General features: G+C 36.7%; 25 protein-coding genes and 1 tRNA gene. 14 read left to right on the forward strand and 12 right to left on the reverse strand.

Annotated features, from left to right (window positions below; genetic code table 11):
• Position 1: 1 nt before the first annotated feature.
• From OOL07_RS03635 to OOL07_RS03650, 4 genes are all read right to left on the reverse strand, one after another.
• Positions 2–1,111: a cysteine protease StiP family protein gene (locus OOL07_RS03635; protein ID WP_264695061.1), complete on the reverse strand. Its 1,110-nt coding sequence runs from the start codon at positions 1,109–1,111 to the stop codon at positions 2–4.
• A gap of 75 nt (positions 1,112–1,186) precedes the next feature.
• Positions 1,187–2,278, reverse strand: coding sequence for a phosphoribosyltransferase domain-containing protein (locus OOL07_RS03640; protein WP_264695062.1), 1,092 nt, complete (start codon positions 2,276–2,278; stop codon positions 1,187–1,189).
• A 67-nt stretch (positions 2,279–2,345) separates the two neighbouring features.
• Entirely contained in the window at positions 2,346–2,924 is a 579-nt protein-coding gene (locus tag OOL07_RS03645; RefSeq protein WP_264695063.1) for a TerD family protein, read from the reverse strand.
• A 13-nt stretch (positions 2,925–2,937) separates the two neighbouring features.
• Positions 2,938–3,390 carry a tellurite resistance TerB family protein gene (locus OOL07_RS03650; protein WP_264695064.1) on the reverse strand — a complete coding sequence of 151 codons (453 nt, stop codon included), beginning with the start codon at positions 3,388–3,390 and terminating at the stop codon, positions 2,938–2,940.
• A gap of 143 nt (positions 3,391–3,533) precedes the next feature.
• On the opposite strand from OOL07_RS03650, the gene OOL07_RS03655 reads away from it, so the two are divergent.
• The 4 genes from OOL07_RS03655 (at position 3,534) to OOL07_RS03670 (ending at position 6,415) form a co-directional block, all read left to right on the forward strand.
• On the forward strand, positions 3,534–3,830 hold the full coding sequence (locus tag OOL07_RS03655) for a hypothetical protein (RefSeq protein WP_264695065.1): 297 nt from the start codon (positions 3,534–3,536) through the stop codon (positions 3,828–3,830).
• Between the two features lie 75 nt (positions 3,831–3,905).
• Positions 3,906–4,664: an acyloxyacyl hydrolase gene (locus OOL07_RS03660; protein WP_264695066.1), complete on the forward strand. Its 759-nt coding sequence runs from the start codon at positions 3,906–3,908 to the stop codon at positions 4,662–4,664.
• Positions 4,665–4,669: 5 nt separating this feature from the next.
• Positions 4,670–5,659, forward strand: coding sequence for a hopanoid-associated sugar epimerase (gene hpnA, locus OOL07_RS03665; protein ID WP_264695067.1), 990 nt, complete (start codon positions 4,670–4,672; stop codon positions 5,657–5,659).
• A complete protein-coding gene (locus OOL07_RS03670) occupies positions 5,660–6,415 on the forward strand; it encodes an endonuclease/exonuclease/phosphatase family protein (RefSeq protein WP_264695068.1) in 756 nt (251 codons plus the stop codon).
• Here the strand turns inward: OOL07_RS03670 and OOL07_RS03675 are convergent.
• From OOL07_RS03675 to bfr, 3 genes are all read right to left on the reverse strand, one after another.
• A complete protein-coding gene (locus tag OOL07_RS03675) occupies positions 6,394–7,137 on the reverse strand; it encodes a methyltransferase family protein (protein WP_264695069.1) in 744 nt (247 codons plus the stop codon). The two genes, OOL07_RS03670 and OOL07_RS03675, sit on opposite strands and share 22 nt — an antisense overlap.
• Before the next feature lie 6 nt (positions 7,138–7,143).
• Positions 7,144–7,887, reverse strand: a complete 744-nt coding sequence (gene cmoA, locus OOL07_RS03680) for a carboxy-S-adenosyl-L-methionine synthase CmoA (protein WP_264695070.1) — start codon at positions 7,885–7,887, stop codon at positions 7,144–7,146.
• 557 nt (positions 7,888–8,444) lie between these two features.
• Positions 8,445–8,912 carry a bacterioferritin gene (gene bfr, locus OOL07_RS03685; RefSeq protein ID WP_264695071.1) on the reverse strand — a complete coding sequence of 156 codons (468 nt, stop codon included), beginning with the start codon at positions 8,910–8,912 and terminating at the stop codon, positions 8,445–8,447.
• Positions 8,913–9,063: 151 nt separating this feature from the next.
• Here bfr and OOL07_RS03690 point away from each other — a divergent pair, with 151 nt between their 5' ends.
• From OOL07_RS03690 to OOL07_RS03710, 5 genes are all read left to right on the forward strand, one after another.
• Positions 9,064–10,266: an NnrS family protein gene (locus OOL07_RS03690; protein ID WP_264695072.1), complete on the forward strand. Its 1,203-nt coding sequence runs from the start codon at positions 9,064–9,066 to the stop codon at positions 10,264–10,266.
• Between the two features lie 8 nt (positions 10,267–10,274).
• Entirely contained in the window at positions 10,275–10,742 is a 468-nt protein-coding gene (locus OOL07_RS03695; RefSeq protein WP_264695073.1) for a universal stress protein, read from the forward strand.
• 110 nt (positions 10,743–10,852) lie between these two features.
• Complete coding sequence (locus OOL07_RS03700) at positions 10,853–11,494, forward strand: acyltransferase family protein (RefSeq protein WP_264695074.1); 642 nt, start codon at positions 10,853–10,855, stop codon at positions 11,492–11,494.
• Positions 11,495–11,674: 180 nt separating this feature from the next.
• Positions 11,675–12,892: an acyltransferase family protein gene (locus OOL07_RS03705; protein WP_264695075.1), complete on the forward strand. Its 1,218-nt coding sequence runs from the start codon at positions 11,675–11,677 to the stop codon at positions 12,890–12,892.
• Positions 12,893–12,907: 15 nt separating this feature from the next.
• On the forward strand, positions 12,908–13,381 hold the full coding sequence (locus OOL07_RS03710; protein ID WP_264695076.1) for a DUF2780 domain-containing protein: 474 nt from the start codon (positions 12,908–12,910) through the stop codon (positions 13,379–13,381).
• Here the strand turns inward: OOL07_RS03710 and OOL07_RS03715 are convergent.
• Both OOL07_RS03715 and OOL07_RS03720 read right to left on the reverse strand, forming a co-directional pair.
• A complete protein-coding gene (locus OOL07_RS03715; RefSeq protein WP_264695077.1) occupies positions 13,371–13,808 on the reverse strand; it encodes a DNA polymerase III subunit chi in 438 nt (145 codons plus the stop codon). The two genes, OOL07_RS03710 and OOL07_RS03715, sit on opposite strands and share 11 nt — an antisense overlap.
• Before the next feature lie 9 nt (positions 13,809–13,817).
• Positions 13,818–15,320 (reverse strand): leucyl aminopeptidase, encoded by a 1,503-nt coding sequence (locus OOL07_RS03720; RefSeq protein WP_264695078.1) that lies wholly within the window; start codon positions 15,318–15,320, stop codon positions 13,818–13,820.
• A 70-nt stretch (positions 15,321–15,390) separates the two neighbouring features.
• Here OOL07_RS03720 and lptF point away from each other — a divergent pair, with 70 nt between their 5' ends.
• Together lptF and lptG are read left to right on the forward strand one after the other, a co-directional pair.
• Positions 15,391–16,572 carry an LPS export ABC transporter permease LptF gene (gene lptF, locus OOL07_RS03725; protein WP_264695079.1) on the forward strand — a complete coding sequence of 394 codons (1,182 nt, stop codon included), beginning with the start codon at positions 15,391–15,393 and terminating at the stop codon, positions 16,570–16,572.
• Positions 16,569–17,633, forward strand: a complete 1,065-nt coding sequence (gene lptG, locus OOL07_RS03730) for an LPS export ABC transporter permease LptG (RefSeq protein ID WP_264695080.1) — start codon at positions 16,569–16,571, stop codon at positions 17,631–17,633. The genes lptF and lptG overlap by 4 nt, the downstream gene beginning before the upstream one ends.
• On the opposite strand, the gene OOL07_RS03735 is transcribed toward lptG, so the two are convergent.
• On the reverse strand, positions 17,611–18,090 hold the full coding sequence (locus tag OOL07_RS03735; protein ID WP_264695081.1) for an RDD family protein: 480 nt from the start codon (positions 18,088–18,090) through the stop codon (positions 17,611–17,613). The genes lptG and OOL07_RS03735 overlap by 23 nt on opposite strands.
• A gap of 53 nt (positions 18,091–18,143) precedes the next feature.
• On the opposite strand from OOL07_RS03735, the gene purL reads away from it, so the two are divergent.
• Positions 18,144–22,058, forward strand: coding sequence for a phosphoribosylformylglycinamidine synthase (gene purL / locus OOL07_RS03740; RefSeq protein WP_264696325.1), 3,915 nt, complete (start codon positions 18,144–18,146; stop codon positions 22,056–22,058).
• Here the strand turns inward: purL and OOL07_RS03745 are convergent.
• Entirely contained in the window at positions 22,055–22,606 is a 552-nt protein-coding gene (locus OOL07_RS03745; RefSeq protein WP_264695082.1) for a Smr/MutS family protein, read from the reverse strand. The genes purL and OOL07_RS03745 overlap by 4 nt on opposite strands.
• Positions 22,607–22,707: 101 nt before the next feature.
• On the opposite strand from OOL07_RS03745, the gene OOL07_RS03750 reads away from it, so the two are divergent.
• Both OOL07_RS03750 and can read left to right on the forward strand, forming a co-directional pair.
• Positions 22,708–22,780: transfer RNA gene (locus tag OOL07_RS03750), tRNA-Thr, on the forward strand.
• Positions 22,781–22,801: 21 nt separating this feature from the next.
• Complete coding sequence (gene can / locus OOL07_RS03755; RefSeq protein WP_413774102.1) at positions 22,802–23,470, forward strand: carbonate dehydratase; 669 nt, start codon at positions 22,802–22,804, stop codon at positions 23,468–23,470.
• On the opposite strand, the gene OOL07_RS03760 is transcribed toward can, so the two are convergent.
• Positions 23,463–25,349 carry a DUF2357 domain-containing protein gene (locus OOL07_RS03760; RefSeq protein WP_264695083.1) on the reverse strand — a complete coding sequence of 629 codons (1,887 nt, stop codon included), beginning with the start codon at positions 25,347–25,349 and terminating at the stop codon, positions 23,463–23,465. The two genes, can and OOL07_RS03760, sit on opposite strands and share 8 nt — an antisense overlap.
• Positions 25,350–25,355 lie beyond the last annotated feature (6 nt).

Raw genomic sequence — 25,355 nt, forward strand, 5'->3', positions numbered from 1 at the left:
GCTAATTAATAGTTTTAATAAATGCCATAGCTGCAAATGGCATTTCCGGCTTATGGTCAATAACTATTTGCTTTTCCTTTGCAAGGAAGACTAAATGAGCTACCTGATTAGAATCAGGGTTTTTCAATAAAATCCTTTCTGGAATACGACGTAATATAACCCGAGTCGCCTCTGCAATACCGGGTTTAATGTAGTTAATATTTTCAATGCCATATTCTTTAGTACACTTCTCTAAGTAAAGCTTAGTTTGGTAAAATCGATCTATGCGAGATTTAAAAGATAAAGATTTAATTTGCCTAGGATCTATTTCAGATTCTATTTCATTAATAAACCAATTGCTTAAATCATAGGGCTGTAAATGATCATAATAGATACAGCCATGAAACTGACCAGTTTGAATATGATCATTTAAGATGGTTCTGGAGATCAAACCTGAAACTAAAGCATTGAGAACTCCTGAAGGAATAGGGTAATCTTCATAAGTAGCAGCACCATTTGCAACACCTGCTATATCTGAAATAACATAAAGATTATTATTTAGTTGGTCATTAGAGTGGTGCTGGTTCCAGTCAGCAATTGCTTGTTTAAATTCTTGCGTAATTATCCCTTTTGCAGTCCACGCATCAATAAATACTACGCCTTCTGCTGGACGACGACGCGTATTAAGTAAAAAATTAAGGGCTTGTTGATCAATTCCTCGATCTCGAATAATAGAAATTGAATAGTGCTGAGAATCCATATGTAGATGCCGACTTAAAGCCCGCTGTAATAAAATCCCAATGGGTGTCCCTGCACGTGCTAAAGATACTAAAGTAATAGGTGTAGGATAGGTTTGAGCAATATGGTAGGCAAGGCTAATTACCTCTCTTGCTAAACGCTTTTTATACTGTAGGGTTAATTTTTTAAAAAGCTTAAAATATAAAGGACTAGGTAGAGATTCTGCACTTATCATTTCTGAATAGTGTTTTTTTCCTGATTGAATTAATTTTTCTTTCTCTAAAATAGATAATGCTTCTATTTGTAGTGGAGTGAGTAAAAATTGACAGTCATCTGGATGGTAACTGCCAGTAAAAAGATGGGGTACAAATTTATTTTTTAGTATCTGATTCACAGATAAAGTTTATTTTTAGTTTATCTTACTGATCAAGTAGAAGCTTACCGTAAGTTGAATATATATCTTTTATCCTTAACTAAACTCCCATACTGTACCAGCTATTATCCCTGGTAAATTATGGTTGCCAACTAACCCTAAAGATTCGTATGCAATAATTGTTTCCCGATCTCTAGGAAGGTTATATAAATAGTGATCAATACCTTCCCTATATTCATCTTTAAAACTTAATTTACTATGAATAACATGACCAGTTTCAATAGGAGATCGAGTAGTACTTTGAAAAAGTACATCAAACCCTTGTTGTTCTAACCTTTCTGCCCATAAAAAAGGTTGAAATTGAAACTCTCCCGTACCAATAATAGATACTTTATTTGTTTTAGGAGAAGGACATTCAATTAGTTTTGATTCCTTGAAATTTATTCCTCTTCGCCCTGTATATTGTTGGGCTTGTATTATTGGTTGTGTTTTTTTGGGTTGACAAGGTAGTTTAGGGTTAAATTTTAGATTCTGAGTAAATACAAAGCGACCCTCTAGTAAGCTTATAAACGCAACAGGTTTATTTAACTGTTCAAATAAGGTTTTTTGACTATCAGAGAGCCAGTTTACAATAGAAACAATAATAACTTGAGAAATATGGGGTAATACTTTGATTAGTTGTTTTCCTAAAGCAAGTAAAGTATTACCTGTACTAATTTCATCATCTACTAAAACAAGAGTCTTAGCATAGTGGAATTGCTCTTGAAATCTGGATAAAGGACGATAGAGAATATGTCCTGGAGCATGGCTATGTGCCTCCTCAAAACGAATCCATACTTCTGCAGAGAGTTGATGCCGAGTAGTTTGCTGAAAAATAATATCGCTATGCTGGATATTTTGAACCAAATCATGAGCTACTCCAGCACCTAAACCTATTGCAGTTTCCGCCATACCTATTATTACCATAGGTTTTTTAGCCGCTACAAGAAACCTTCCTAAACGCTGATAAATATCCCGCATGACTGAAGGTTTACAAGGAAGATGCTTGCCTAAAACTTTAGAGACAAATAAATAACCTCGTTTAGGGTTAGTGCGAGAGGCAAAACTAAGTAAATTATCTAAGGGAAGTTCAGCCCTATGAACTTCTATTTCTAATACTCCAGCAGCTAGATAAATAATTTGAGACATAAAAAATACGCTAGATAAAAATTACCAGCGTATTTCTTTAAGTCTAAGGAAATAATCTCAATTATCCCTAGCCAACAGTTACACCAAAATCTTTGGCAACTCCTGCTAATCCCCCTGCATAGCCTTGACCTACAGCTTTAAATTTCCATTCCTCTCCATGACGATAAAGTTCGCCAAAAATCATTGCCGTTTCAATACTTGCATCTTCTGATAAATCGTAGCGAGCTACTTCGCTATGATCTGAATTATTTATGGCTCGAATAAAAGCATGGCTAACTTGACCAAAGTTTTGTTTTCTTTCCTCTGCTTTATGGATTGTAACTACAAACACAATTTTTTTTGCCTCAAGTGATAATTTAGAGATATTTATTGAAATACACTCATCATCTCCTTCTCCAGCTCCTGTTCGGTTATCCCCTGTATGTATTACTGCTCCACTAGGATCTGCAGTATTATTGTAGAAAACAAAGTGAGAATCACTTAGGACTTTATTAGTTTCCCCCAATATAAGAGCACTGGCATCTAAGTCAAAATCAGCACCATCGGTGGAACGTGCATCCCAGCCTAAACCAAAATTAATTTCTTTAATCCCAGGTGCTTCTTTACTCAGGGATACGTTTTGTCCTTTTTGTAAATTTACTGACATATTTTTGCTCTCTCTAAAGATCGAAATCAGCTGGATTTAAACCCAAATCTGCACAAATTTTTCTCACTACATTTTTTTCTGTATCATCAAAATCTCCATCAGATGCTCCAATAGCACAACAGACTCGAACTAATAACCTAGACTCTGATTCCTTTTTTTTGAGTTTTCCGATAACCTGAAGTGCATCTGCTTCACCAAATGTATGATCAAAATCAAATTTTTGAGAATACTTTTCAAACAACTCGATGATTTCTCTTGTATCAAATGCAGAAAGTACATCCGAAGATCTCAAAAAACCCATCATTTTTTGTTTTTCTTCTGGTTTAACTATACCGTCGGCATAAGCAACCATCGTACAGCCTGCTACAATACCTTCTAATAAATCCCTATTTTTAATTTTAGTAACCTCTGCTTTCAGGTTAGCAGAAACTTCATTAAATTTACCTTTTAACCAATCTAAAGCCATAAATACCTCTTAAAATTTTTATTAAAATAAATAATATTGAAATTAGTTTGCTTCAATGAAGTTTTTACTTCCTTCTACCTTCATTCAATACTATATTAATCTTAATTATGTTTCTAAGTATCTAAAATTATTAAATCGAAGAGATGAGGGCCTGTTTAGTTGTTATTTTAATTATTGTAAATCTTTCTGCTTGCGATCTTTTAAATGAGACTAAGAAGAATAGAGATTGTTCCAATGTAGACGGAATTGCTACTACTAAGAGTAGTATAGGTAGTGTAAATCAAGACAATTCTGATAAATATTATTATACTTGCTTACCAGATTGTCTTTCTTGCTGTGCTACTGCTAGTGATCTTAATTCAAAAATAGACAAACAACAGTCAGACAGAAATATTAGTAACAGAAATGTTTCACCACCTGCTACTGAAGGTAAAAATTAAGTACGATACTAAGAAAGGGTAGAGATAATAGTCAAGATACTACCTTATGTATGTAAATAAAATAGGTAATAATTAATGAAGTTACTTTTGAAAACTATTATATTAGCTTTCCTTTCTTGGAGTAGTTTTGCATATGCAAGAGCAGTAGAAGATACGCCCCCAACTATGGATACTCACAGTATTAATCTTTCAGACTATGAAAAAAGAATGGAATACAGCGATAGTGAAGATTTAAACTATGAAGAAGACACACAATCCAGCAGTAGCTATGAAGAAGATACACAGTCTAGTAGTAGCTACGAAAAAGACATGAAGTCTAACCCCAGAAGTAGAGGTGAAGACAATGATTTAGTCGATTATGTTAAGGATAGTGACTGGCTTGCGAAAAATTGGATCAAAGAGGAACCTAGTCGCTTAGGATTTGGTATTGGTAGTTTTGATACAGTGCATTCTAAAATGGCACCTTCTGCATTTGCTGAATGGCGCTTTGGTAAAAAGTTTTTTGGCATTGTAGCACCTATGGCAGGTATTCTGGCAAATACTGATGGAGGTGTTTTCGGCTATGGAGGTATCTATGGAGATTATAAATTCTATAATATTGTAATCACTCCATTTTTCTCTGTAGGAGGATACAGTCAAGGAGGAAGTAAAGATCTTGGAGGTATCTTTAATTTTCATGAAGGAATCGAGTTTGCTTACGAGTTTGATCATGGAATGACTGCAGGACATCGGGTTGGATTTAGATTTGGTCATATCTCCAGTGCCGGTATCAATAAACGTAATCCTGGTGAGAACCAAATTATGTTTATTTACGGTATCCCTCTAGGTCATTAATCATCATGACTAGTTTAGTAACAGGAGCTACAGGATTTGTAGGATCAGCAGTTGCCAAGCAGTTAGTAAATTTAGGGGAAACTGTTCGAGTACTGGTCCGCCCTAGTAGTAACCGTGCTAATTTAGATAATCTTCCAGTAGAGATTTTTGAAGGAGATCTTAGAGATCCAAAAAGCTTAGAAAAAGCACTCCAAGGTTGCCAATCATTGTTCCATGTGGCAGCAGATTACAGATTATGGTCTCGCAACCCCCAAGAGTTTTATGATAATAATGTTCAAGGATCCAAAAATATCCTTCTTGCTGCTGCACAAACAGGAGTAAAGCGAACCGTTTACACTAGCAGTGTAGCTGCCCTTGGTATTAATCCAGATCATAGCCCAGCAGATGAAAATACTCCCTCTAGTCTTGAGACGATGATTGGGCATTATAAGAGATCAAAATTTCTTGCAGAAGAAGAAGTTAAAAAATTAATAAAATCCTTAGGGTTAGATGTAGTGATTGTGAATCCCTCTACGCCTATTGGCCCTCAAGATATTAAACCCACCCCTACAGGGAAAGTTATTACGATGGCAGCTTCCGGAAAAATACCAGCCTATGTAGATACAGGGCTTAATGTAGTTCATGTAGATGATGTGGCTACGGGACATTTACTCGCTTTTGAAAAAGGAAAAACAGGTGAGCGTTACATTCTAGGTGGTGAAAATCTTTATCTACAGGAGATTTTAGAAATTGTTGCTCGCATCACAAACCGTAATCCTCCTAAAGTTCAACTTCCTCACTATATCGTTTTACCTATTGCTTATCTTGTCCAAGGTTGGGCTTATCTCACCTATGGAAAAGAGCCTATGATTACTATTGATAGTGTGCGGATGGCAAAAAAACATATGTTTTTCTCTAGCAAAAAAGCAGAGCAAGAATTAGGGTATACTCATAGATCTGCCCAAGAAGCCATTGCAGATGCTATTCATTGGTTTCAAGATCATCACTATATTTAGGTGCCTATTACTCCTCTAAGGTTTGTCGTAGGTACTTATAATTTATGGAATTATAAATATTGGGATTCTCGTAAAGAATCTCTTCATCAATTTATTACCCTCCATCAGCCAGATATCCTTTGTTTGCAAGAATTATGTCCTCAAAGCCGAAATTTACTAGATCAAACCCTACCTAATCACCAAAGAGTAGAGGATTCTTTTGAAGGATGGTTTAGGGAAGGAAATATTTATTGGAATAAGGCCCTCTTTAACCTTATTGTCTATGGCGCTGAAGAAATAGGTCATTTAGAAAAATGGCGCCGTTTGTTTTGGGTAAAATTACAACCTAAGTATTTAGACATGCCACCACTACTTGTTACAACGGCACACTATACTTGGTCCGGAAACAAACAGGAGCGTAAAGATGGAGTTAATATTCGAATAACCCAAGCACAAAACACGATTAGAGTGTTAAATCAATTTACTTCTCCTCAAGATTCCTTATTATTTATGGGAGATTTAAACGACAATTTTTTACCTCTACAAATACTCAGAGAAGCTGGCCTAACTGACTGTTTTAGTGCTCTAGGGCGTGCCCCACACATTACCCGTCCTACTATGCCTACCTTATTTCATGTTCCAGAAACCTTAGATTGGATATTACATCGAGGAAATTTAAAGCCTATGAATTGTGATGCCGTAGATTTTTTTATTAATAATGTCGCTCCCTCAGATCACAAGCCAGTACTTGCAACCTATCGATTTTTAGATAAATAACCTTTCTTCTTTAAAAGCTTAGTAACTACCATCGTACTTGTGAGTACAATTCCAATCTTTAATAATTGAGTAGCAGAGAGGACAATCGCAGAATCCTCTAAGCCTATCTGTTTATAATAGGTAGTAAGAAGTATCACCATCGTTGCACTATAGACACTACTATAATCTGCTCCAATAACTTGGCGCCAATTAAAAGTTATTTGCTTAAAAGCATCTTTTAACCCAGTAATGTTAGGCAACCATCGATTTACCTGACTACAGTATTTTATGTAGATGGTGCTGAATTTTTGTTGTAAAAAAAACTCTTCAGCAGCTACCATAGCGTTATATGTGATAAGAAAAAACAGGATACCTAAAATATATACCCAAATATTGCCATGGATAATGAAAAAGCTTAAGTATATAAATAAATTCCCTAAATATAGAGGATTTCGGCAATGGGCAAAAAATCCTTCCATAATAAGATTATCTGCATGAACCTGTTTATCTTTTCCTCCTCGCTTAATATAGGTTAGCCCAATGGTCATTACTCGAATTCCTTCTCCGAAGAGATAAACAAAAAGACCAAATAAAATAACAGCTAGATTGATACGAACATCATCTGAATTTATGGGGGGAAAACTTAAAAATAAAACTGCTAAAATAATTGGAAAAACACCATTTCGGTATTTAAAAATAAAATCTCCATAGCGGATAAAAAGGGTTTTTTGCTCTTTATTCATACAAAATTATTTAACTGCTAAAATTCCGCTAAAATTATACCAGCGAAAAAACTCCTCAATATGGGTAAACCCCGCCTCCACAAGAAGTTCACGGTTTTCTTCTGGGCGATAAGGAATCAATACATTCTCTAGTGCTTCTCGCTTCCTTGCAATTTCTACTTCTGAATAGCCTTGCTGCTTTTTCATATTGTAATAATAATTGATAAAGAGCCGATTAAATAAGCTGTCGTTTACGGTAATTTTTTCAAAAATGATCAAGCAAGATTGCGACCTCATCCCTTCTATGATGCTGCGAATCATCTGAGTGCGATATAAAGGGCGAATAAATTGAAGGGTAAGAATCATAATGACTACGGAAGCATTTTCTACAACTCGCTCTCGGTGTAGATCAGCAGCAATAAACTTATATTTTCGGGTACTGTTTTGCAATGAGGATTTCTGTCTTGCCTTCTCCAGCATATCCTCTGAATTATCTACCCCTATAAAATAAACATCAGGGTGCAGCACAGAATCGAGCTGTAGCAAGGTAGTACCTGTTGCACAACCAAGATCAAATAAAGAGGATCCCGGAATTGCAAAATCTGTAGCAATTTCTCCTGCCATCCGCTGCATTTCAGAATAAAAAGGTACAGAGCGATTCACCATATCATCAAAAACAGAGGCAGTTGCTTTATCGAAATGAAAATCACCGATTGGAGCACTACAGTTTTTAAATAAGTGATCTTCTGATTTTTTATTGCGTTCAGTCATTATTGTTGGAAACAATCAATATCTATACAAGGCGTTTAGATTTATTTCAGAGCAAATATACTCTTAAAAGGGATGCTTTATAAATAAGAATATTGGATAGTTTGAACTCTCATTTAGTTATATTAATTATACGCATAAATAAAAAACATAAATAATGAATTAATGAAAGAGAAAAAATGGTTCATATATCAACAAATGAGATTGCTCACGAATTTAGAGTAGTTAGAGAGGCTGATCTAATATCTACTAACGCAACAGGAATATGCGTTTCGGCTTATAGTACTGCTGTAGATCTAGAAAAATGCTAGCCTCACTTTCTACAATGGCATTAGATCTAATACTAATTTAGCGTAATCCTAGCTACAAGGTTTAAAAAAGTATTACAGAAAAAAAGGATAAGGTTCACCTTATCGGGTATGATCAAGGATCATATCAAACAAATCAGATTGGGGAGTAACTATTGAATTTATATGTAGATCATATAAATATGTTGCAATCTGAAGAGCTTTAATGAAAATTAAGCCCTGAAAACTATCTATCAGGGCTCACAAATAGAATCATGACATCTGAGATTGTAAGTAATTTTGTTGCCCTACTTTTTCTATTAGATCTAGTTGTGTTTCTAACCAGTCAATATGTTCTTCCTCGCTCTCTAGAATTTCCTCAAACAATTCACGAGTAACATAATCTTTTTGCTCTTCGCAGTAAGCGATACCTTCTTTTAGTATAGGCAAATTATCAAACTCTAACTTTAAATCGCATTCAAGCATTTCTTTTGGAGATTCACCAATAAAGAGCTTACCCAGCTCTTGAAGATTAGGAAGACCTTCTAGAAATAAAATTCGCTCTATTAATTTATCAGCGTGCTTCATTTCATCAATAGATTCTTTATACTCATATTCATTTAATTTTTTAAATCCCCAATTTTTAAACATTCGTGCATGTAGAAAGTATTGATTAATCGCCGTTAATTCGTTTTTCAGCACTTTATTTAAATAACTAATAATCTGTGTGTTACCTTTCATAGTGTTATACTCCATAGCTAAGCATTTTTTACTAATGACCTTAGATTACTAGATTATCTTTAGTATTTCAAATTTTTCTTTTTATTACAATAAGTTAACCGTAATAAGAATGGTTATAATTTAGGCTGGTATTTACAGGAGTTTAGCATTTATGTCTTCACTTAATCCTGCTTCTGAATCTCAACAAAAGAAACCATGGGTATTTTTTGCAACTGGATTTCGTCCATTTTTTTGGTTCGGAGCAGTAACGAGCTGTGCTTGGATGGTTTTATGGCTTTTACTGCTTAGTGGTGTTGAATATAATGTTAACCTTCCCTTACCTTATTGGCATGCTCATGAAATGCTATTTGGATTTGTATCTGCAATTATTGCTGGATTTCTTTTAACTGCAGTTAAAAGTTGGACTGGGCGACCTACCGCCAGTGGATTCTCCTTATTTTTCTTACTGATAGTGTGGATAGCTGGGCGAGTTGTTATGCTCTTAGCAAATAACATACCCGATATAGCGATTGCTATCATTGATACAGCTTTTGTTCCTTGTCTACTCTTTTTTGTAGGTAGACCCATTATTGCAACCCGTAATACTAGGAATATGGGAATTTTAGCTATACTAGGTGGGCTCATTATCTGTAACACTTTATTTCATTTAAGTTGGATGGGCTATCTTTCCATGGGGATCATTCCTTTTGTATTACAAACTGTAATTAATGTAGTTACTCTACTAATGGTAATTATTGGTGGTCGAGTTATCCCCGCATTTACCCAAAATAGATTACCTGGTGTTAAAATCTACCAGCTTACTTGGTTAAACCATCTAGCATTAACTACTACAGCAGTGTTTTTAATAATAGAGACTATTCCTAGCATGGAAAAATATGCAGGCTATCTAGGAATTGCTGCGGGTAGTTTAAACTTTATTCGTCTACTAGGTTGGGGCTGGCATAAAACTTTTCCTCACCCTTTGCTCTGGATTTTAAATTTAGGTTATTTATGGATTTGTGCGGGACTGGTTGCTAAAGGCCTGAATTCTTCCTATTTAATTGATGATTATCGAAACATAGCCCTGCATATGCTTGCAACAGGTGCCATGGGTACTCTTATTCTAGGAATGATGTCCCGAGTAGCACTTGGCCATACAGGAAGACCTATGGAACTCCCTCATGGGATGTTAAAATCTTATATTTTCATTACGTTAGCGGCAATTACTCGTGTAAGTGCTCCTTTATTACCTATGCAGGTATCTACTGTAGCACTATTTTTAGCAGGTGGACTCTGGGTTGCTGCTTATCTCATCTTTTTATATTATTACACGCCCATATTATGGAAATCTAGAATAGATGGGCGCCCTGGATAGGATTGTCTATGGATACTCATTTTAGCTCTATCGTTGTTCCAGTAGATGGATCAAAAGGATCCCAGAATGCAGCTAGTTTTGCAGCTAAATTAGCTGAAGTTGCAAAAACGCCTGTAATACTTATCCACGTTTTCTCTATCAATGAGAAGCCTATTGGAGTAGATGATACTTTTGGATTAGGTCTAGTGACTATTAGTTATGAAAATCAGGAGGATATAGATCAAATTAAGGAAGAAAGATCTAAAAAAGCCTTTGCTAGAATATATGAGGCTCTTGGCGGTAAGCCAAGTAATTTTGAAGAGAAAACACTTATTGGCGATCCTGCTGAAGAAATTTTACTTTATCTAGAAGATCATCCAAATGCCATGGTTGTAATGGGACGGCGAGGGCTTTCTAAAATTCGATCATTGCTACTTGGAAGTGTTAGCGAAAAGATTATGCGCTATTTTTCAGGCCCAATTACTATAGTGCCTTAACTTCTGTTTATCTTGTAACCTCTAGGAAGGGTTTCACTCCTTATAAACCCATAAAATAAAGAAAAAATAGCAAAAAGTTACAACTAACAAAACTCCTTACCTAAAACAAAATGCACACCGCTCATAAATATACCTACCGTCCAGATATTGATGGGCTAAGGGCACTGGCCGTACTGGCAGTAATTGCCTATCACTATGAATATGCTAAAAGCTTATTAACTGGAGGCTTTATTGGCGTAGATATCTTCTTTGTCATCAGCGGCTATCTCATCACCGGTATCCTCTTAAAAGAATTTAAAACCCATAGCTTTAGCATTATCAAGTTTTATCAACGGCGTATCAGAAGAATTTTCCCAGCACTTATTGTTATTCTGCTTTTCTCTCTTATCATTGGTTGGGTTTTTTACCTTGAAAATGAATATCAAAAATTAGGTCAACATATTGCCACTAGTGCAGGTTTTATTCAAAACTTCATGCTCTGGAGCGAATCGGGCTACTTTGATCTCTCCTCCATTCAAAAACCCTTGCTTCATTTATGGAGTTTATCTGTTGAAGAGCAATTTTATATCTTCTGGCCCCTCATACTCTGGGCTATTCTTCACTATGGTTGGTCGCTAACTCGATCCATCACAATAATTATTAGCCTCTCTTTTCTTATTAATCTTGGCTATGCCTATTATGATAAGGTCATTGATTTTTACTTTCCTACGACCCGAGCATGGGAATTGATGGCAGGGGCCTATCTTGCATGAGCAATTCATTACAGCCGACAGTCTCTTTTTCCTAAATACTCTTCGCTACAATCTTGGCTAGGGCTAGGGTTAATCCTCATTGGCTTTATCACGATACATCCAGATTATCCCTTTCCTGGGATTTATGCTCTTTTACCTATCCTAGGTACGGTACTACTGATTAATGCAGGGCCTGATAGTGTGATTAATCGCTATGTGCTTTCCTCTCCTATTGCGATTTGGGTTGGTTTAATCAGTTATCCGTTATATTTATGGCATTGGGCTTTATGGTCTTTTTTTATTGTGATTGTAGGGGATATTAGAGGTAATGAGCTTTATCGTCATGCTCTAAAGATTGCTGCCCCTTTACTCTCTTTTCTTTTAGCGTGGCTGACCTATAAATACTTAGAGAAACCTATTCGTAGTACGGCTAAGGGGAAATCTACTCTAGTTTTGCTGACTAGTGTAGTAATTATTGGAGTTGCTGGACTGGTGATTTTTCAAAAAGAGGGAATATCCCATCGACCTTTTAAAATCTTTGATGATCGAGCAGGAGAGTACATTCGATCAACTATTTCAAACCCAATAGTAGAGAGATGCTCTAATCTCTATAGAAAAGCTACTTACCCAGAGAAGTGGTTTTGTACCCTAGGGGATCCTCAAGCCGAGACTTGGATCATGACTTACGGCGATAGTCATATTCGAAGTATAATTCCTGCTCTTGATCACTATGGCAAAGAAAATCATGTTCGTGTGCTAAACACTAATGCAAATACTTGCTTACTCTTATTAGGAATAGAAGTTTTAGGGTTAGAAAATAATTGGTATTGCTTAGATCTCGGGAAGAAAGTATCTGAATTTGTTAAAGATCAAAAACCTGCGGCTATAATTCTAGTAGCTCGCTGGATGGCTTATAATAGGGAGCTAAAATTATTTGGAGATGAAATTGAAGGGCTAAAAGCTATTCATGAGCAGATAGTTTTACAAGATGATATAGAGTACTTCAAATATGGATTGACAAACACTCTTTCTTACTATAGCACTTTAGATATTCCTATACTTCTGTTAGAAGATAATCCATGGCAAAAAAAAGATCCCCCGTTTAGTGTACTGCGGTTCAATAGCTTTAAGAGTAGCGATGTTTTAGAGAAGAATCTAAACAAATTTTCAATCTCATTAAAAGCGCATTTGCAGAATCAAGCAAAAGTCAATGAAATTCTAGAAAAAATTATCCCTTATTTCCCTAACGCTTATATTCTAAATACAGATGAAGCATTATGCGATTCTAAAATCTGCCCTTGGACTAAGAGTGGGCAGTTTTTATATCGGGATCAGGATCATTTAACTACTGCTGGTAGTATGCTGGTTTACCCGCTACTTAAAGAAAAATTAAATGCTATTTTGAAGATTTCTAATTAAAAAAAATACCTATTTATGTACCCTATTAAGCACAAAATACTATTCGTACTCACTTTATTTTTTTCTATTAATAGTTTTAGCAGCGCTTTAGTCGCAGGGGCATCAGAACTAGTAAGTGCCTTGACTAATCAGTTAAACATTTCTCCACAGCAAGCATTAGGAGGATCAGGGGCTATCTTTCGTGCAGCACAAAACAATATGAAACCACAGGCTTTCCAAAGCTTATCTCAGTCAGTACCCGGAATAGATAGCATGATAGCTGCTGCACCTATCGCTAAATTAGGGTCTGGAACAGAAGGGAAGTTAGCAGCACTAATAGGTAAAAGTAACTCTTTGGAAAACATGACATTACTCTCTGAATCATTTAAGAAACTTAACCTTTCTCCAGAAATGATTAAGCAATTTATGCCTATAGTCACTGACTATGTAAAGACAAATGGTGGCCAAACCGCAATGAATTTATTACAATCTGCTTTATCTATACCTTGATTTCATGGGCTACTAACTCATAGCTTTGAGATCGGTAATAGCGGTAGCGTTTACGACCTTCTTGGCGGTTTAATTCATCTTGAAGTATAATTTCTGCGATTCGTTGAAAGTCTTTATAGAAACTTGGTACTTGTAAGGATAAATTAATTAATAAATCTATTGGTATGTTTGGTTTATCTTGATACCCAATTAATACGGGAGATATGGGAATTTCTCCATTATGATCCACAATCATGCTATGGGGCACAAAACTAGATTGGCGAAAAGTCCATAATAAATTATCTATATTTTGTGCCTGATCTTTATTTTCGGTATAAATATAGATTTTTTGCCCTAAGTGATAGATTTTCTCAGTAAGTTTACAGGCAAATCGCTTATCTTCTCCTAATTTATTACTATTGAGTAGGTAAAAATCGATCTGTCTCATAACTACGCATTACTTCTTTTCTTGAGCAGACTGGATTAAGTATTGAGTAAGCAGGGATACAGGGCGACCAGTTGCTCCTTTTTCTTTCCCTCCAAGCCATGCTGTACCTGCAATATCTAAATGTGCCCAACATAGATCTTCAGTAAATCGAGAGAGAAAACAAGCGGCAGTAATCGTCCCTGCTTCTCTACCACCTACATTAGCTATATCAGCAAAATTACTCTTTAATTGAGATTGATAATCTTCCCAAAGGGGAAGCTGCCAAACTCGATCACCACTAACTTCCCCTGCGGCAATCAGTTGATTAGCGAGGTCTTGATTATTACTTAATAAACCACTAGGGTGAGCCCCTAAAGCAATAACGCACGCTCCCGTTAAGGTTGCAATATCAATAACTGTTTTTGGATGATAACGTTTACTATAAGTAAGAGCATCACACAAAATCAGCCGCCCCTCTGCGTCCGTATTGAGTACTTCTATGGTTTTCCCAGCAAGACTAGTAACAATATCACCTGGTTTATTCGCCTTACCACTTGGAAGATTTTCTACACTAGGAGTAATCCCTACTACGTGAATAGGTAGTTTAAGTTCTGCACACGCTTTAATTGTGCCAAGAACGCTTGCAGCACCGGACATATCGTATTTCATCTCATCCATGCGATCAGCAGGTTTAAGCGAAATACCTCCAGAATCAAAGGTTACTCCTTTACCCACTAAGACAATAGGTTGTTCATCCTGTTTTGTTCCTTTGTACTCTAGAATTATAAATTTAGGTGGCTCTATACTGCCTTTAGCTACTGAAAGCAAAGCTCCCATTCCAAGTTTTTCCATATCATCTTGGTTAATAACTTGTATTTGTACATGCTCTCTATATTGTTGGGAAATTTTGCAGGCAGAAGCAGCTAAATAGGTAGGGGTACAGATATTCCCAGGAAGATTAGCCAGATCTCGAGCAAGTTTTACTCCTTTACCTATGGCTTTTCCCCAAGTAATACCTTGATCAATAGTGGGTTGCAGTGTAATTTCTTCTAATAATAAAGAAATCTTTTCGAGCTTAGATGAATCGGCGTCCTTTTTACTTTTTGTTTGATCGTAGTGATATAGGGCATACTCAGCAGTTTCTACAATTAATTTTGCCCATTGTGCACTATCTTGTTTTTCGTTTTTTAGCTCTAAAAGGCAGGCAGTAGCCTTATTAGCACCAGTTTTTTGGAGTGTTTTTACTGTAGCTAGCCAAGTTTCACGTAATTTATTTATATCAAATTCGTTTTTTTTACCGCAGCCCATGAGTAAGACTCGCTCTGCTCCTATGCCAGGAAGGGAAAAAAGTAATAAAGTCTGCCCTATTTTTCCAGTAAAATCACCATGGGTGATTAATTTAGATAAATAATGACAACTTACTTTATCAATATGTTGAGCAGAAAGAGAAAGTTTTTCATCTTCATAAATCCCTATGATAAGTGCAGGGGTGTGTAATTTGTCTGCAGTGCCGTAAACGATATTATAGTCCATGATGCACTCCTAGGATGCGTTATTGTGTCTTTCCTAAAGTTTAATCGTTTTTTCATAGATAATGTGAAAAATGCTTAGAATCTTTCTTATCGATCGCTATATCCTTAAAGAATTAAGCCTAAATGTAGCTGCTTCTACCTTAATTTTAATGCTGATCTTTGGCGGCCTTCGTTTTATCCATTTTTTAGGAAAAGCAGCCCGAGGAGATATCCCAGCAGGTACTGTGCTTTCTCTTGCGAGCTATGAATCTTTAGGTGCACTTGTTCTATTATTACCTTTGGCTGCTTTTTTAGCAGTGATTTTGGTACTGGGCCGAATGGGGAATGATGGTGAGACGATCGCTTTATATGCCTGCGGAGTAGGGCGTAATCATCTTTTGCGAGTAATGCTTATTTTTGGAGTATTACTTGCAATGGTAGTAGGTACTATTTCTTTATATTTAGCCCCCCTTGCCTTAGCTCGTGGTTATCGTATTGAACAACAAGCACTGCTTGCTGCAGAAACCACAGGGTTAGTGGCAGGAGATTTTAAAAAGACTCATAGTGGAGAGCGAATATTTTATGCAGAGAGATTGAGTAAGGATCAATTAGTGATGAAAGATATTTTTATTCAAATGCAGCAGCCTGATCAAAAAGTTATTTTTCGAGCTAAACAAGGGCATCTCGAGACTGATGAGGAAAATGGGAATAAAAACTTAATTTTAGAGGATGGATATCGCTATGATCTTCCTACTGCTGATAATAGTATGCGAATCTCCCGCTATGCTCGCCACGGATTATTAGTAAGAAAAGGAGGAGAGCGTGAATTTAACATTCGTCATAAAACTATTCCTACACTAAAGCTATGGATAATGGGTGCTCCTAATGATATTTCAGAAGTGCAATGGCGCTTATCTATGCCTATCTCGACTTTACTATTGGTGATGTTTGCAGTACCTCTAACACGCTACGAGCCTCGAAAAGGACGCTACTCAGGGTTAGTATCTGCAATTGTTACTTATCTTATCTATAGTAATACCATAGGAATAGCAAGGCATTGGATAGATAAGGGGATAGTCTCTACCATATTTGGTCTATGGTGGGTACATATAGTCATGTTGATGCTTGTCTTAGTCTCCCTTTGGCCGCCCCGACCTTTACAGAAAATACTAAGTTGGCTACGTAGTAGCTTGCCAAAATTTAATTTTTTAGGGGCACTTCAATCTCTATTTTACTTACTACGCCATATTAGTATTTTTCAAAATAAAAAATGAAAATACTGGATCGTTATTTAGGGCAAGCCATCATCCATTATACCTTTCTTGTTTTACTTGTACTTATATCTCTTCATACGTTTTTATCATTTGTTACCGAGCTTGAAGATGTAGGTCATGGATCCTACGAAATTTCCCATGCAATTAAATACACCCTATATTCTATCCCACAGCATATTTATGATTTACTCCCCGTAGCAGTTTTATTGGGTAGTGTCTTAGGACTAGGTAATATGGCATCTCAAAGTGAATTAATTGCAATGCGATCTGCTGGATTTTCCATAGGACGAATTATTCAATCTGCCCTATCTACCGGGATGATCTTTGTCGTTATGACTGCACTTATAGGAGAAATTATTGCTCCTCCTGCAGAACGGGCCGCGGATAAGTTACGATCCCTTACAAAAGTGAGTGTTCCTAGCGAGCAAAGCAAAGAAGGGTTTTGGACTCGAACTGGAGATACTTTTAATCGTATTGGTCAGGTGTTAGCTAGTGGTGAATATAGAGACATTGAAATTTTTGAATTCGATCCGCAACACAAGCTTAGAAACATTACTCAGGCGGTTCGTGCTACTTATCTTAATGATGGCTGGCATTTAAAGGAAGTAACCCAGCGGCGTATTTTCTCAAAGAGAGTTATTATTAACCATGTACCAGAGGCAATTTGGAAATCGAGATTAAACCCGGAGATATTACAAGTTGTTATGGTTGATCCTCATGAATTTTCTGTTTGGGGACTACATCACTATATCAAATATCTAAGAGAGAATAAGCAAGCCACTGATCGGCATCAACAGGCTTTTTGGAGCAAGATTGTTGCCCCTTTTAATGCGCTTATTATGATGTTTCTAGCTATCCCATTTGTATTTGGTCCTTTACGTTCGGTGAGTATGGGGCAGAGAATCTTAGTCGGTGCTTTGGTTGGTATTGGTTTCTTTCTTTTTAATCGCCTTTTTAATCAGGTAGGAATCGTATTTGGGTTTCCTTTGTTTTTAAGTGCTGCTTTCCCTTCTTTTTTAAGCTTGGGGATTGGGATGATTATGATGCGTCGGGTTTACTAGGTTTAGGTAACAAGATAAGCTGGGTTTCAGAAAAACGATCGTGCCAAGCTCTGTTTTCTTTATCAAAGAGTGCCCACCAAAATCCGATACCTAACAGTGACCACGAAATTAAAGACAGCCCAAAACGAGACAAAGCTTGTAACCAAGTAATATTGCTACCATCTAATTGTTGTACTCTAATCCGCCAGACCCACATTCCTATCGTTTGCCCTCTATAAATCCAAAAAGCACTGAAAAAAATGATGGTGGCAGATATGAGATATACTTGATAGAGTATATTTCCAGATTCAATACCTTCTCCTTGTCTAAAAGGTAAAGTAATAAAAGTGGTGAGTAGAAAAAGCATAAACACCAGCAATACACTATCGTAAAAAATAGCACAGAAGCGGCGAAGGAGACTTGGGACAGGTATAGGAGATTCCAATGGATTGTTTGAATTGTTTTTAGATTTCATCATTTCAAAAAGCTCTATTAGCAAAATAGTAAGTCTTACGCTGAATATAAATCATGATATTGCAATTATACGGCCAAACTGCATTTTCTTCCTTTCGTCTTAAAAAACTCCTAGCTCAGCTACAGGATAGTGTAATAGATATTACTTCAGTGGAAGTAAAATATTTTTATTATTGTGATATTGCTCAATCTCTATCTGATCAAGAAAGCAGTCAGCTTAAACAGCTATTAGAGGCTGAAAGTCTTCCTATCTTTTCAGAAAACCAGCTTCAAAATCAACTTATAGTTATCCCACGACCGGGAACAATTTCTTCTTGGTCAAGTAAGGCTACAGATATTGCCCACCTCTGTGGTTTAACTAAAATTAAACGGCTAGAAAAAGGACTGATTTATTTATTCTATACAAGTAATCAAGCCAATCTTTTACCATCTCAGCTTAATATCTTAAATTTACTCATTCATGATCGGATGACTGAAAAGGTTTTTCATAATATTCAAGAAGTACCAAATATATCTCAATTCTACGAGCCAAGATCAATAGCCACGATAGATATTTTAAGTAATGGGAAAGATGCCCTTAAAGAAGCAAACAAAAAAATGGGGCTTGCTTTAACAGATGATGAAATTGATTATCTAATTACGAGTTATCAAGCATTAGAACGTAACCCCACAGATATAGAGCTGATGATGTTTGCTCAAGCAAATTCTGAGCATTGCCGGCATAAAATTTTTAATGCTGCTTGGGTGATTGAAAATCAACTACAGCAACGAAGCCTATTTGAAATGATTCGTTTTACCTATGAATCTTATTCGGAGGGTATTTTATCCGCTTATAAAGACAATGCAGCTGTGATCGCTGGGGGAAAAGCACCTCATTTTATAGTAGGTAATTTAGGAGCCTCCAATTATAGTTATCAAGAAGAAGAACGACATGTACTAATTAAAGTAGAAACCCATAATCATCCCACCGCTATTTCTCCTTTTGCTGGAGCTGCCACCGGATCTGGAGGAGAAATCAGAGATGAGGGTGCGACCGGTCAAGGAGGAAAGCCTAAAGCAGGGTTAGCTGGATTTTCTGTTTCCAATTTGCATATTCCAAATTTTAAGCAGCCGTGGGAAATAAACTATGGTAAACCTAGCTGGATGGCTTCAGCTCTAGATATTATGTTAGCTGCACCTATTGGATCTGCTGCTTTTAATAATGAATTTGGGCGACCCAATTTATGTGGTTATTTCCGTACTTTTGAAGAAAAAATATCTAGAGGAGGTGATTCAGAGCTTAGAGGCTACCATAAACCGATTATGATCGCAGGAGGAATAGGCAATATTCGTCCTACAGCAGTACAAAAAAAATCCTTACCGGCTGAGACTCCTTTAATTGTGATTGGAGGTCCGGCATTACTGATAGGTCTAGGAGGAGGGGCAGCATCTAGTTTAGCTTCAGGAGAAGGGGATGAGTCTTTGGACTTCACCTCTGTCCAGCGGAGTAACCCTGAAATGCAAAGACGTTGCCAAGAAGTAATCGATCGCTGTACTGCATTAGGTCATGAAAATCCTATCTTATCTATTCATGACGTGGGAGCTGGTGGGTTATCTAATGCCTTACCTGAATTGGTACATGATAGTCATAGGGGGGGAGAATTTCAATTACGAGAAATTCCTAGTGATGAACCCAATTTATCTCCATTGGAGATTTGGTGTAATGAAGCCCAAGAGCGCTATGTGTTAGCTGTTAATCCTAATCAAATTGATCTATTTCAAAATATTTGCGAGCGGGAGCGTTGTCCTTGGGCAATAGTGGGTAGAACTACTGAGCGGGAACGATTAATTGTCTCTGATTCCTACTTTAATAATAACTCGGTGAACATTCCCATGGATCTGCTTTTCGGTAACCCACCAAAAACGACTAAGAATATTCTTCAGAAATATACTTATCGTCTTACTCCCTTACAACATAATGAAATTACCTTATTTCAAGCTGCTGAAAAGGTACTTCGCCTTCCTTCGGTTGCTAGTAAAAGTTTTTTAATTACGATTGGAGATCGATCAATTACTGGATTAGTTGCTCGAGATCAAATGGTAGGCCCTTGGCAAGTGCCAGTCGCAGATTGTGCGGTCACTTTAGCAAGTTATCAGGGTCATATTGGAGAGGCTATGTCTATAGGAGAGCGACCTCTGATTGCCCTTGTAGATCCAGCAGCATCAGGGCGTATGGCAGTAGGAGAGGCCATTACTAACATTGCAAGTGCGTCTATCAATAGCTTAAATCAAATCAAGTTATCTGCAAATTGGATGGCTGCTTGCGGAGATTCAAAAGAAGATATTGCCTTATTTAATACGGTAAAGGCAGTAGCCATGGAGCTTTGTCCACAATTAGGAATCACTATTCCTGTGGGAAAAGATTCTTTGTCTATGGGGGCTACTTGGAGACAAGAGGGTAAAGAGCAAGTGATGAAAGCGCCTCTTTCTCTAATTATCAGTGCTTTTGCACCAGTGTCTGATGTGCAGAAATCTCTAACTCCTCAACTACAAACAGATGTGGGAGATACCCTATTATTACTTATTGATTTAGGGCAAGGAAAAAATCGCCTTGGTGGTACAGCACTCGCTCAAGTCCATAACCAAACAACTGAGTACGTTCCTCCAGATCTGGATGATTCTAGCTTACTGATTCGTTTTTTTAGCGCTATTCAACACCTTAATGATAAAGAACTACTACTTGCTTATCATGATCGTTCCGATGGTGGATTATTTGCTACCCTATGTGAAATGGCATTTGCTGGTCATTGTGGTATTCAAATAGCTTTAGACGCTTTAAATACAGATAATTTGTTATCTGTTCTTTTTAATGAGGAACTCGGTGCAGTTATTCAGATTAAGTATAAAGATCAAGAACAGGTATTAACTTATTTACACCAACACGGATTAGGAAATGATACCTACCTCTTAGGTAATCTTGATACTAACGATAAACTTAGCTTTTCTTTTCATGGTCGGGTAGTACTGGAGAAAGACAGAATCTACTATCAAAGAATCTGGGCAGAAACTAGCTATCATATGCAGAGTCTACGAGACAATCCAGACTGTGCCCAACAAGAATTTGATTCTCTATTAGATCAAAATAACCCTGGACTAAATCCAGTACTTACTTTTAATCCAGCAGAAAATATTACATCTCCTTATATTGCTACTGGAGCACGTCCTCCTATTGCAATTTTAAGAGAACAAGGTGTCAATGGTCACATTGAAATGGCAGCCGCTTTTGATCGTGCGGGGTTTACTGCCATAGATGTACATATGAGTGATATTTTGAAAAAAAGAGTTAGCCTTTCTAATTTCAAAGGATTAGTTGCTTGCGGTGGGTTTTCCTATGGAGACGTACTCGGTGCAGGTCGTGGTTGGGCTAATACTATTTTGATGAATCCTCTTGCTTATGATGAATTTGCTACCTTTTTTATCAGAAAAGATAGTTTCGCTTTAGGTGTATGTAACGGTTGTCAGATGTTCTCTTATTTACAAGAAATTATTCCGGGTGCTACGTTATGGCCAAAATTCATACCTAATTATTCTGGACAATTTGAAGCTCGATTGATAACTGTAGAAGTGCTAAACTCTCCCTCTCTATTCTTTCAAGGTATGGAAAATTCTAAAATTCCAATTGTGGTTGCCCATGGAGAAGGGTATGCCCGTTTTAAAGATCAAGAAAGCATAGAGGCGAGCATAGCCAGTCAGAATATAGCCCTTCGATTTATAGATAATTACGGACAATCCACAGAAAATTATCCATTTAACCCAAATGGTTCACCACAAGGAATTACAGGGCTTACTAATAATGATGGTCGATTTACCATTATGATGCCTCATCCTGAACGGGTATTTCTTACTGCTCAATATTCTTGGTGCCCTAAAAATTGGGGTAGTAATGGACCATGGTTACGAATGTTTCAAAATGCACGCTATTGGTTAGGCTAACGAGGCTTTAATCGCCTAAGGAGTACATAAACTGCTCCTGTCCCTCCATCAAAAGTACGGGCAGAACAGAAAGCAAGTACATCGTCTCGTTGCTGCAACCAAGTATTTACTTTATTTTTAAGGATGGGTTCTTTGTGATAAGAGCCTAACCCTTTGCCATGAACAATCCGTATACTACGAATATTTCTTTTTTTACAGTTCCCTAAAAACTGAGTAAGTTCATAGCGAGCAGTAGGTACATTCATTCCATGAAGATCAAGCTCAGCAGAAATACTAAATTTTCCTTGGCGTAAATTTCTTAATTGCCGTTTACCTAGCTCTGGACGAAAATAAATCAATTCTTCCCCAGATTCTATCTCTGTAGCTTGAAAGGAATCAGAGAGCATATCTTTAAAAACTAGCATTTCATCTTGGTGAAATTGGTATGGAATAGGGGATAGAGATTTTTTGAAGGGGAAAATTCTATTTTGCTCCAGCGGAGATATCCCCTCCACAGCCTCTTGGAATAAGGCTTTATCGGAATCAGAGAGTGGATCATTTTTTTTCATCGCTCAATATCTATTAGCTATTTATTTTGAGTAGCATAAAAATAAAATTCTCTATATAAATCCCTTTAGGCATCTAAGTAGTTTATACTATTAAGCCAATTGCCGGAGTAGCTCAGTTGGTAGAGCAGGGCATTCGTAATGCCAAGGTCGTAGGTTCAACTCCTATCTCCGGCATCAATTACCTCAACTTATAATATGAATTCAAAAAAAGAAGCTGATATCAGTTCAGTTAATGAACTGATAGAGAAAAACCGCCTATGGTCCCAGCGGATTCAGAATCAAGATCCAGAATTTTTTACTCGCTTATCTCATCAGCAAACCCCAAAATATCTATGGATTGGTTGCTCAGATTCTAGGGTACCCGCTAATCAAATCGTAGATCTGGATCCCGGTGAAGTTTTCGTTCATCGCAATGTATCTAATTTAGTACTCCATTCGGATATGAATTGCTTATCTACTATTCAATTTGCAGTAGATATCTTAAAAGTAGAACATATTATGATTGTAGGTCACTACGGTTGTGGAGGAGTCTTAGCTGCATTAAAAGGCAGCCGAATGGGACTAATTGATAATTGGCTCCGCTATATTGGGGATACTATGGAACACCATAGATCACTACTTATACAGACACCGCAAGAAAAGCATCATGATCTTTTATGCGAACTCAATGTTATTGAGCAAGTGATTAATGCGTGTCGTACTACGATCATACAAGATGCTTGGGATCGTGGACAGCAGCTTACTGTCCATGGCTGGTGCTATGGTCTTAAAGATGGGCTTATTTATGATCTTGGCATTGATGTAGCTAGCTTCAATGAATTAGAGCAGTCCTACGAACAAGCACTTGCAAATTTAATTAAATAGCAGCCTTAAAAGATATTTTCTCCATACTCACTTCATTTTTCACAAGATTTCCTTTCATAAATTGAATGATTTGAGCTAGATCTCGGGTTAAGTTTGAACCTGCATGATGAGCCGACCCAACCACGATGGAAGAAACCATCATGGCAGGAATAACTGGGTGATTTCCATAAATATTATATTCGTCACGATGATAATGCCGAGTCTGCCCCTGTTTATAACTCTCTGTATCTGGATTAATAAGCATTAATCCACAGGAGAGATTTTTACCTGTCTCTTTCTCGTGAATACCATGGAGGTATTTCAGAGTAAGTTCGGGAAGGTCATAAATAAATACTTTTTCATTATTTTTATATTTCGCATCTACAACAAAATAAATAATATTACCTTGAATACCCTCTAAACTAATTAGAATATCAGGAGAACGATAATTATATTTTCCTCGACCAGATCTTCGAGAAATTTGACCTTCTCTACTTACTTTCCATTGCTCAGAATTGATTAATCTGTGGGTATGAAATTCCTTGTAGCGAGTCTGATATATCTTAGGCTCATATTCAACCTTTAACATAAAATCACCCCATCTATAATAGAAACTTGCTATATCACCCTCATAATTTTTCGTACTACTAGATATCTCATCTACAGTAAAAGATCGATCAAAATAATGTTTTATTAAAAATAAAGCGTAATATTCAAAAAGTTTTGGCATATCCCGAATGGAGGAAAGCTCTTCTTGGGTACTCCAATCAGGACTCCCATAACGCTGCCAATCCATCATTTTTTGAAATATTTTAAAATAGTAAGAATACCGTTTAGCTTTTGGTGTTATTTGAATTATCTTTGTTATGATTCTACTCACAGGAATTTTATGCTGAATTTGCCGAGAAAATACCTCAAGCTGACATTTCAAATGTTTACATCGTTGAATTTTATTATTGTTAAGATCTCTTAAGAAGAGATTTTTTTGACTAAAAAAAGACCGATAACCATTATATTCCGGCTTTTCAGTAAGTTTATTGTTATACGTAGCTTCCTCTAATTGTTTTATAATCTGGCTTACATCACGAATCATTAGAGCAATAAATCCATGTAATACTTGATTTTCATAAATATCTGTCTGAGGAATAAATTTAACCTCTGGGATTTGGTATGCACCATAGAATGTTCCATCAAGATGGAGTGTAGTCTCCTCTATACTGTCTACCTGGTAGAGTTGATCCGTATGTGTTGCTAGCCAAGCAAGCCCAGAATCATCAATCAGTGTGTTTTCATTAGGCGTAATAAATTGAGTTTGTTCATGCCAATGAGTAAGCGGCCTAACATAAATAGTAGGAAGTGTCTTGTCTAAAAATTGAATATTTTTCTCTAACCGTTCTATTAAAAATAGATCATCTCTTGCTCCTTTCTCCTGGAAACCAGACTTTCTTCTAGTGACTCGAAAAAAATCAGCAAGAATTTCTTCATTTTGCTCAGCTAGAAAATTAAGCATGGCTTCTACTCGATCTGCGTTAATTTTCTTAGCAAGAATTTCAATAGGATGAAATTGTCGAATAATTTCTATTTCATCATTTTGTTTACGAATAAGATCAAATTCTGCAATGCCATAATAATTTAGAAATAAGGCTTCATTCTCTCTGTTAGGCAGCCATGTATATTGATATTGATTATCTTTGATATGCTTTTCCGAGCAGGGGATTTCCTGCTCGTGAAGCGCTAAAAATAGATTTTCTTTTTCATAATTCTGCTTTAACTGAATGGATAGCGCTAGTACATCATCTTCTCTCAAGATGATAGCTCTAGGTTGGATTTCTGTAATAGGGTGTAAGGAGTAGCATATGTTTTGTGCTTCTCCCTTAATAACTTCAATTTTTAAAACCATAGAGAA

It is taken from the genome of Candidatus Nitrosacidococcus sp. I8 (genome assembly GCF_945836005.1).
Lineage (GTDB): Bacteria > Pseudomonadota > Gammaproteobacteria > Nitrosococcales > Nitrosococcaceae > Nitrosacidococcus.

What these genes read in the sequence shown, in the direction of transcription:
- OOL07_RS03675 (WP_264695069.1), bottom strand. Translation starts at nt 7,137, where the DNA reads ATGAATAAAGAGCAAAAAACCCTTTTTATCCGCTATGGAGATTTTATT.
- OOL07_RS03695 (WP_264695073.1), top strand. Translation starts at nt 10,275, where the DNA reads ATGGATACTCATTTTAGCTCTATCGTTGTTCCAGTAGATGGATCAAAA.
- OOL07_RS03660 (WP_264695066.1), top strand. Translation starts at nt 3,906, where the DNA reads ATGAAGTTACTTTTGAAAACTATTATATTAGCTTTCCTTTCTTGGAGT.
- OOL07_RS03760 (WP_264695083.1), bottom strand. Translation starts at nt 25,349, where the DNA reads ATGGTTTTAAAAATTGAAGTTATTAAGGGAGAAGCACAAAACATATGC.
- OOL07_RS03720 (WP_264695078.1), bottom strand. Translation starts at nt 15,320, where the DNA reads ATGGACTATAATATCGTTTACGGCACTGCAGACAAATTACACACCCCT.
- OOL07_RS03745 (WP_264695082.1), bottom strand. Translation starts at nt 22,606, where the DNA reads ATGAAAAAAAATGATCCACTCTCTGATTCCGATAAAGCCTTATTCCAA.
- cmoA (WP_264695070.1), bottom strand. Translation starts at nt 7,887, where the DNA reads ATGACTGAACGCAATAAAAAATCAGAAGATCACTTATTTAAAAACTGT.
- lptG (WP_264695080.1), top strand. Translation starts at nt 16,569, where the DNA reads ATGAAAATACTGGATCGTTATTTAGGGCAAGCCATCATCCATTATACC.
- can (WP_413774102.1), top strand. Translation starts at nt 22,802, where the DNA reads ATGAATTCAAAAAAAGAAGCTGATATCAGTTCAGTTAATGAACTGATA.
- OOL07_RS03640 (WP_264695062.1), bottom strand. Translation starts at nt 2,278, where the DNA reads ATGTCTCAAATTATTTATCTAGCTGCTGGAGTATTAGAAATAGAAGTT.
- lptF (WP_264695079.1), top strand. Translation starts at nt 15,391, where the DNA reads ATGCTTAGAATCTTTCTTATCGATCGCTATATCCTTAAAGAATTAAGC.
- OOL07_RS03690 (WP_264695072.1), top strand. Translation starts at nt 9,064, where the DNA reads ATGTCTTCACTTAATCCTGCTTCTGAATCTCAACAAAAGAAACCATGG.
- OOL07_RS03710 (WP_264695076.1), top strand. Translation starts at nt 12,908, where the DNA reads ATGTACCCTATTAAGCACAAAATACTATTCGTACTCACTTTATTTTTT.
- bfr (WP_264695071.1), bottom strand. Translation starts at nt 8,912, where the DNA reads ATGAAAGGTAACACACAGATTATTAGTTATTTAAATAAAGTGCTGAAA.
- OOL07_RS03650 (WP_264695064.1), bottom strand. Translation starts at nt 3,390, where the DNA reads ATGGCTTTAGATTGGTTAAAAGGTAAATTTAATGAAGTTTCTGCTAAC.
- OOL07_RS03715 (WP_264695077.1), bottom strand. Translation starts at nt 13,808, where the DNA reads ATGAGACAGATCGATTTTTACCTACTCAATAGTAATAAATTAGGAGAA.
- OOL07_RS03700 (WP_264695074.1), top strand. Translation starts at nt 10,853, where the DNA reads ATGCACACCGCTCATAAATATACCTACCGTCCAGATATTGATGGGCTA.
- hpnA (WP_264695067.1), top strand. Translation starts at nt 4,670, where the DNA reads ATGACTAGTTTAGTAACAGGAGCTACAGGATTTGTAGGATCAGCAGTT.
- OOL07_RS03735 (WP_264695081.1), bottom strand. Translation starts at nt 18,090, where the DNA reads ATGATGAAATCTAAAAACAATTCAAACAATCCATTGGAATCTCCTATA.
- OOL07_RS03645 (WP_264695063.1), bottom strand. Translation starts at nt 2,924, where the DNA reads ATGTCAGTAAATTTACAAAAAGGACAAAACGTATCCCTGAGTAAAGAA.
- OOL07_RS03655 (WP_264695065.1), top strand. Translation starts at nt 3,534, where the DNA reads ATGAGGGCCTGTTTAGTTGTTATTTTAATTATTGTAAATCTTTCTGCT.